We start from the raw sequence: 6,046 nt of genomic DNA, 5'->3' as shown, positions 1-6,046 counted from the left end.
CACACCCTCTTCCACTGGTGGCCTGTGTGTCAGAATTAATCGGAATCCGTATAAGGGTCTAGGGAAGGGCAGAGGGGCAATCGCTGGCGCTCATTTCCCCCCTCCCGCTGCTATGCAGCGCCCTCCCCCGCAAGGGGAGAGGGGAAAAACAGGCCTACACCGTCCTCGCCCACATCCATGTGAGGCCGTCGTGCGTGAAACGCGCGGGCCAATTCCAGTGTCAAGACGACTGGCAATTCCGCTTCAGATGAACGATTGAGCCGAGTCTGGACGCGACAAGATGAATCCTGCCTAGCGCAGCGCCGCTCCCCCTACCCGGTGGGGTACTTGAAAAGCTGCGGAGCAGAGGGGGCTGGGGCAAATCGTGGGACAAGACAAGCAACCCAAATCTCAATCACCCAACACCCGCGCCAACTCCGCCTCAATCCCGCGCCCCCGCCAACCGGACTCTATAAACTCGGCCTCTCCCCCGTCCCAGCGCAGAGAAGCGCCGATGACAGCCCCGCCTGCAATTGCCAAAGCAGCGGCGGTCAGTTCAGGCACTGGCGCGGCGGGCAACATTCGAGCAACGGCATTACGAAGAGTGTGAGACAAGGGCAGGGGCGGGCGGGTCACACGGACGCGGGCAGGCAAAGACACACGGGCCAGTGTAGCGGCTGCGGCAAGTGGTGAGGCTCGGCGGTTAGAGTCCACGCCGCCAAAATGCCGGGTTTTTCACGCCATTCCCACCCGGCCCAATTAGAATGCGCCGAATGAAGGTTTCGTCAGAATCGCGGGGGGTTCAGTGCGCGTTCTCGCGTGGATATTGACCCTGCTGCTCGTGCTGTTTGGGGTGGGATTGGCCGCCCTGACGCTGGGCGCTTTCGCGGCGCTGAGTGCGGGTGCGCCGCTGTGGCTGCGTTCGGTGGGCAGTTTGGAAAATGCTATGAGCGCCGGACTAGGCTGGGCCGATGTGCCGGGATTTACGCGGGCGCTGGTGCTGGCCGTCCTGTGCAGCGCTGTAGCCGCGTTGGGGGCATACATCAAACCCCGCTGAGTGAAAGCTGAACGCCCGTATACTAGGGCAATTTTAACTGGATGAGGCGCGATTTAAGCTCTCCTCATGCCCCGTGATAGCATGACAGGGTTTTGCGCCCCGTCAGGATGTTAAGCCTGCGCTGGGCTTCCCCAATTGGGAACCGGAGGAAATGCGTGCGGTTGTCTGAAGATATTGGCATTGATCTGGGAACGGCGACGTTCCTTATTTACAGCAAGACCCGTGGTCTGGTACTGCAAGAACCCAGCGTGATCGCCATGACACGCGACAGCAAGCAGGTCAAGGCGGTGGGCGAGGAGGCGTACCGCATGATCGGGCGCACGCCGGGCGGAATTGTGGCGGTGCGGCCCATCAAAGACGGCGTGATTGCCGATGAAGGGCTGACCGAAAAGATGATCACCATGTTCCTGCAAAAAGTGCAGGGCAACGCGGGCCGTCTGTTCGGGTTCAAGCCGCAACTGATGGTAGGCGTGCCCAGTAACGTTAGCGACGTAGAGAAACGCGCCGTGTTGCGGGCCGCCCTGAACTCCAATGCCAAACGCGCCTTCCTAATTGAGGAACCGCTGGCCGCCGCAATTGGCGCGGGCCTGAAGATTGCCGAGCCAATCGGCAGCATGGTCGTCGACATTGGCGGCGGCAGCACCGACGTGGCCGTGATTTCGTTGGGCGGCATCGTAGTCAGCGAATCCATGCGGATCGCGGGCAACGAGTTCGATGAAAGCATCATCCGGTACGTGCGCCGCAAGCATAACGTGCTGATCGGGGAGCGCACCGCCGAAGAAATCAAGGTGAAAGTGGGCGCGGCCATGCTGCTGAACGACGGCGAAAGCCTGACCGCAGAAGTGCGCGGGCGCGATCTGGTCAACGGCCTGCCCAAGACCATTTCGCTGGACAGCCACGACGTGGTGGAAGCCCTGTCTGAGCCTGTCTCCAAGATTGTGGACTGCGTGAAGCGCGTGCTGGAAATCACGCCGCCCGAACTGGTCAGCGACATTATCGACCGGGGAATCGTCATGACGGGCGGCGGAAGCCTGCTCCGTAACTTCGATGAACTGCTGCGCCAGACCACCGGGATTCCTGTGGCTGTGGCCGAAAACGCTGTAGAAGCTGTTGCGGTAGGCACAGGCATGGCACTGGAAATGATTCCGGTGCTGGGCGACAGCCTTGTTTCTAGCGACAACTATCTGCGCCGATAAGAGCGTTTGATGGTTGGCAGCCTGAGCGTCTAAGGATGGTTGGGCGAAAGAGTGGGCGCGGGCCAGATAAGATGGCTGCGCCTGCTTTTTCATTCCGGCCCTGCCCAATGTTTTCCTCTAGACCACTTTCCGCCCCAACAGGAGCCATATGACCGAACCTCTGCTGATCCAAGACATCCTCAAGATTCTGCCCCACCGCTTCCCCTTTGTGATGGTTGACCGCGTCCTAAGCGCAGAGGGCGGCGTCGTTCATGCCGTCAAAAATGTGAGCATCAACGAGCCGTTTTTTACCGGCCACTTTCCCACCGAACCCGTAATGCCGGGGGTGCTGATTATTGAAGCCTTGGCGCAGGCCAGCATGTTCTGTATGCGCGAAGGGATGGAGCCGGGGCAAATCGGCTACCTCGCGGGCATCGAGGGCGCACGCTTTAAGCGCAAGGTGATTCCGGGCGACGTTCTGCATCTGCACGCCAAATTGGAATTTCTGCGCCGGGGATTGGGCAAAACCACTTGCCGCGCCGAGGTAGACGGCGTGCTGGCCGCCGAAGCCACGATCCTGTTTGCTGTGGCAAAAGGGTGAGGCTTGTGGATTGTAGAGGGTGGACCGTGGAGAGGAACGAACCGACCACGATCCACGATCCACGATCCATCTCCCATGCAGTAGGCACTCCATGACCCGCCTCTCCCGCTACGTCACGCTGGAACTCTTGCCGCCGCTGTTTGCAGGCGCACTCTTGTTCACGGCCATCCTCAGCTTCGGCTATTTCTTTATTTCCAGTCAGTGGCTCACGGGCGTGCCCATTGGCCTCATTGCCCGCTGGATCGGCTACCAAATGCCCGATACGCTGGTGAAGGTGCTGCCGATGACGGTGGTGTTGATGACGGTGGTGGCCTTCGGGCGACTGGCGACGGATCGTGAATTGGTGGCCGTGCAATCGGGCGGCATCAGTCTGGGGCGGGTGGCGCGGCCCGTGTGGGTCACGGCGGCGGCGGTGACGGCCCTCAGCATTTGGCTGTCGCTGTGGGTGGCTCCGCGTGCCAACATAGAAACGCGCGGCCTGTACTGGGATGTACTGACTGGCGCTGGATTGTCGCAACTGGTAGGCAAGACGGTGGATTTAGGCAACAACCTGACGCTTTCGCTGGGCAGCTATGACGGGGCCAAACGCGAACTGAAGCAGATTCGGCTGGAGCAGTGGTCAGCCGACGCGCCCAAGCAGGGCCGGATCATTTTTGCCGACGCTGGAACCTTTGAAAACAACCGCCTGACCCTGCGCGGTTACAGCGTATATTCGGTGGATTATGCGGCGGCGGCGCGACTGTCCAAGGTATCCGAAACAGACCCAGTGGCCTTCCGTGAAGCGGTGCAGGCCGTGTTCCCCAGCGTGATTCTGCCGCCCGAACCCTCCGCCACATTGGCGATAGATACAGGCCTGAGCCGCAAGAAAACGCTGGCAACATATGCCGACGCAATTGGCGCAGATGGCGAGGGTTGGAATGAATTGATGGCCGTGCTGACCGACAAGAACGCCAAAGCCGCCGAGCGCCAAACGGCCCGCGTGAACCTGAACCGCAAGCTGGCCTTGCCCTTCGGAAATCTGGTGCTGGCGTTGGTGGCCCTGCCCTTTGCCCTGCGCTACGGGCGCACATTGGGTGTGTCGCTGGGCCTCGCCCTGATGATAGCGGTGGGCTACTACTTGGTGTTTTTCTTGGGCCTCACGCTTGCACCGTTGCTGCCCAGCCTGCCCGAAGTGGGCGTATGGCTGGCGAACGTGGTGTTTGCGGGGCTGGGGCTTTGGCTGCTGAGACGCAGATGATGAGGCTTTTAGTGGAAAAAGATTTGGACGGCGCGGATGCCTGAGCTTCCTGTTCCTGAGCCGTTGCGGGCGCTGATCGTTTCGGCCTCTTTTGGCAGTGGGCACCATCAGGCCAACGACGCCATAGACCGGGCGCTCCGGGCGGCAGGAACTACGCTGGATGTGCGGCACGCCGACTTTATCGAGTACATGACGCCTGTGGAGCGCCTGTTTACGCTGCACATTTACGACTGGTGGCTGCGGCACGCGCCGGGGATGTACCGCGCTTTTTATGAATGGACAGACCGCGAATCGGAACCCAAGGCGCTGACAGACGTGTTTACGTGGCTGGGCAGGCGCGGCATGCTGCGCGATGTGCGCGAAGTGCGGCCTGAAGTGGTGGTCAGCAGCTATCCCACACCTACCGCCCTCGCCAACGCCGCCCGCATGCGGCTGGGCGCAGATTTTCTGAATGCATTGGTGGTCACCGATTACCGCGTGCATCACCACTGGGCGCGGCCCGAAGCCGAGTTGCTGATGGTTGCCACCGATGAGGCTCAGGAGCAGATGGGGCAGTGGAAGATTCCGCCCCAGAGTGTGGTGGTCACGGGGATTCCGATTGCGCCGATTTACCGCCAACTCATCGGCTTGGATCAGGCGGCGCTGAGGGAGGAACACGGCCTAGACCCAGAGTTGCCGCTGATTTTGCTGTCGGGCGGCGGCACAGGCGCTTACCGGGCGCTGGGCCGCGTGCTGACCGAACTGGGCGGGCTGGGGCGGCGCGTGCAAGTGCTGGTGCTGGCCGGAGCAAAGGAAGAAGGGATGACGCGGCTGGGCGGGGCTACCATTCACCATCTGGGCTTCACGCGGCGCTTTCCGCAACTGCTGGCTGCGTCCGATCTGGTGGTGGGCAAGGCAGGCGGCCTGACGGTGGCCGAATCCACCACGCTGGGCGTGCCACTCGTAGTTTACGAACCGATTCCGGGGCAGGAAGAACACAACGCCGACTATCTGGTGCGGCACGGCGCGGCCCTGTGGGTGAAGGAGCAAAACCAATTGCGCGGCTCTGTCCTGCACGCCCTAGATGCCAGCGAACGCGCCCGCTTGAGCGCCGCAGCCATGGCCGTGAGCAAGCCGGACGCGGCGGAGCGGGTGGCTGCGGCGTTGCTGAACAAGTTAGGTAGAGAACAGGCAAAACCAGTGGTGGTGAGTGTCTAGTGGCAAATGAGTCGTGGTGGCGAGCGCTGGGAATCTTGGGTGCGGTTGGAGCCATCTACATTGGCCTACCTTATTTTCTGGTGCAGCGGCTCAATTTAGGCGTCGTGCGGCAGGGGTCAGAGGCGGAGAAGACAGTTGCGTTGACCTTCGACGATGGGCCTGACCCGGCCACCACGCCTGCCGTACTGGATGCACTGGGGGCGGCCAATGTGCGGGCCACCTTCTTTGTCATTGCCGCCAACGCCGAGGCCCACCCTAACTTGATTGGCCGCCTGCTGACGGAGGGGCATGAAGTAGAACCGCACGCTGCGCGGCATGTTCATGCTTGGATTCGTTCGCCTTGGGGCGCGTTGCTTGACCCGTTGAGCGCTGCCCGCCGGGTGAGTGCCGTCACGGGGCAGCCCGCCCGCTTCCACCGCCCACCACACGGCGCGTACACGCTGGCAACAGTACTGGGGCAGCGCATGGCAGGGGTCACGGGCGCACACTGGAGCGCAGAAGGCGGCGACTGGCAGCGGGGGGCCACGCCCGAAACTTTGCCAGCTCAAGTCCTTGCCAAGCTTCACCCCGGCGCAGTCTTGGTACTGCACGACGCTGGCCCCGGCGCAAGCGTAACCGTGCCCGCCCTGCCCGAACTGCTGCGGCAGATGCAAGAAGCGGGGTGGCGAGCCGTGCCGTTGGGAGAGGTGCCGGGGGTAAGGGCGCGGGGATGGCGGGACGTGCTGGGCAGAGAGGAGGTCTCAGCAGAGGTCAACTAAAGAACTTGCCGCCACAATCTGCCCAAAGCGCCTACCCTATTC

Annotated in this window: 7 protein-coding genes; 6 read left to right on the top strand and 1 reads right to left on the bottom strand. The window is 62.0% G+C overall.

All coding sequences use genetic code 11. From position 1 onward, the window contains the following. Nucleotides 1-390: 390 nt before the first annotated feature. Nucleotides 391-639 (bottom strand): hypothetical protein, encoded by a 249-nt coding sequence (locus tag E7T06_RS13415; protein WP_136366283.1) that lies wholly within the window; start codon nt 637-639, stop codon nt 391-393. 145 nt (nt 640-784) lie between these two features. Between E7T06_RS13415 and E7T06_RS13410 the strand changes: the two genes are divergently transcribed. The 6 genes from E7T06_RS13410 to E7T06_RS13385 all read left to right on the top strand — a co-directional run bounded on the left by E7T06_RS13410 (nt 785) and on the right by E7T06_RS13385 (nt 6,004). Further along, nucleotides 785-1,036, top strand: coding sequence for a hypothetical protein (locus E7T06_RS13410; RefSeq protein WP_136366282.1), 252 nt, complete (start codon nt 785-787; stop codon nt 1,034-1,036). A gap of 155 nt (nt 1,037-1,191) precedes the next feature. After that, nucleotides 1,192-2,232: a rod shape-determining protein gene (locus E7T06_RS13405; protein WP_019010543.1), complete on the top strand. Its 1,041-nt coding sequence runs from the start codon at nt 1,192-1,194 to the stop codon at nt 2,230-2,232. Nucleotides 2,233-2,380: 148 nt separating this feature from the next. After that, nucleotides 2,381-2,812, top strand: a complete 432-nt coding sequence (gene fabZ, locus E7T06_RS13400) for a 3-hydroxyacyl-ACP dehydratase FabZ (RefSeq protein WP_136366280.1) — start codon at nt 2,381-2,383, stop codon at nt 2,810-2,812. A 91-nt stretch (nt 2,813-2,903) separates the two neighbouring features. Further along, on the top strand, nt 2,904-4,049 hold the full coding sequence (locus tag E7T06_RS13395) for an LptF/LptG family permease (protein ID WP_136366279.1): 1,146 nt from the start codon (nt 2,904-2,906) through the stop codon (nt 4,047-4,049). 36 nt (nt 4,050-4,085) lie between these two features. Continuing rightward, on the top strand, nt 4,086-5,246 hold the full coding sequence (locus tag E7T06_RS13390; protein ID WP_136366278.1) for a glycosyltransferase: 1,161 nt from the start codon (nt 4,086-4,088) through the stop codon (nt 5,244-5,246). Beyond that, on the top strand, nt 5,246-6,004 hold the full coding sequence (locus tag E7T06_RS13385) for a polysaccharide deacetylase family protein (protein ID WP_240741054.1): 759 nt from the start codon (nt 5,246-5,248) through the stop codon (nt 6,002-6,004). Before E7T06_RS13390 ends, E7T06_RS13385 begins: the two co-directional genes overlap by 1 nt. The last annotated feature ends 42 nt before the right edge of the window (nt 6,005-6,046 follow it).

The organism is Deinococcus sp. Arct2-2, from assembly GCF_004801315.1.
In the GTDB taxonomy this organism is placed as follows: domain Bacteria; phylum Deinococcota; class Deinococci; order Deinococcales; family Deinococcaceae; genus Deinococcus.
The sequence above is the reverse complement of the archived record's forward strand: the minus strand, read 5'-3'. Positions and strand labels throughout refer to the sequence as shown.